Annotated in this window: 1 protein-coding gene and 1 pseudogene; both read left to right on the top strand. The window is 33.6% G+C overall.

Translation table 11 applies throughout. The features are described from left to right. Positions 1 to 84: 84 nt before the first annotated feature. Positions 85 to 465, top strand: a pseudogene (locus H9635_RS18270) (GrpB family protein); the annotation flags it as partial. A gap of 160 nt (positions 466 to 625) precedes the next feature. After that, positions 626 to 931 (top strand): hypothetical protein, encoded by a 306-nt coding sequence (locus H9635_RS18275; protein ID WP_191701751.1) that lies wholly within the window; start codon positions 626 to 628, stop codon positions 929 to 931. The last annotated feature ends 142 nt before the right edge of the window (positions 932 to 1073 follow it).

Here is a 1073-nt window from a genome sequence, read left to right on the forward strand (position 1 = left end):
CAGCAAAAGATTTTTAACGAATAAAAAGTGTTCATCCTTAATGAGCAAAAAATGTTCAATTTGGGTTGACGGTTACAGCATGTTGGTAGTACAGCTATTCCAAATAGTATTACAAAAGGTGATTTAGATATTCAAGTGAGAGTTAATGCCAACATTTTTTCTAGTGCAGTTAACGAACTTGCAAAGTTATATGAATTAAATGAGGGTAGTGTGAAAACTAAAACCTTTAGAGCCTTTAAGGATGATTCGACTGTTCCTCCAGTGGGTGTACAATTAACGGTCATAAATTCGGAATTTGATTTCTTTTGGAAGTTTCGCGATGTCTTACTAATGAATGATAATTACCGAAAGGAATATGATGCTTTAAAAAAGAAATACGAAGGAATGGACATGGAAGATTACAGAGAAGCGAAGAATAAGTTCTTTGAAAAACTTATGGCTACTCTAGAATATAAAAATATTTAAATAGGCTATTATGTTGCTTTCTTCAAATAGGGGTACAGCCAACATTTTGGAAATTTTGTACGTTAAGCATAGAATGTTCCCAAACAGCGGTTTGGGTGCATTTGTTTCGCTACTAAAGATAATTTAAAATAAGTTTGTTTAGTGAGAGCGGAGGGTGAACATGAAACGATTATATTTATCATTAAAAGAAGCAGGATTAATCTTTAAAAGTTATACAGAACAAGGAGAGACTGATTTTATTTTTCTTGAATCTAACGAAAATGGAACAACATCATCAGTGGATATAATTACATTTGAAACGCTTTTCAGGGATGTTGAAGGAAATCCGACTTATGAAGCCTTGTCAGGTTCTCATACTTTTTATTTGGAAGCTACTCAATACACGATGACTGCTGAAGAAATGGGTTACCAAAAGTATTTTGACCAATGGAAAGAGCGAGGAATATTTAATTTTCAAGACGCTTAAAATCAGAAAGTATTTCAATAATAGTTCCCAAATCTCGCTTTGGGGACATTTTTTATTCAACTAATGGGGCAGCGCGACAAGTTTTGTTATAAGCACTCCGGTGCGAAAGACGAGGAATTTCCACAGAAATTCTAACTTTATA

The organism is Solibacillus faecavium (assembly GCF_014836905.1).
Classification (GTDB): Bacteria; Bacillota; Bacilli; order Bacillales_A; family Planococcaceae; genus Solibacillus; species Solibacillus faecavium.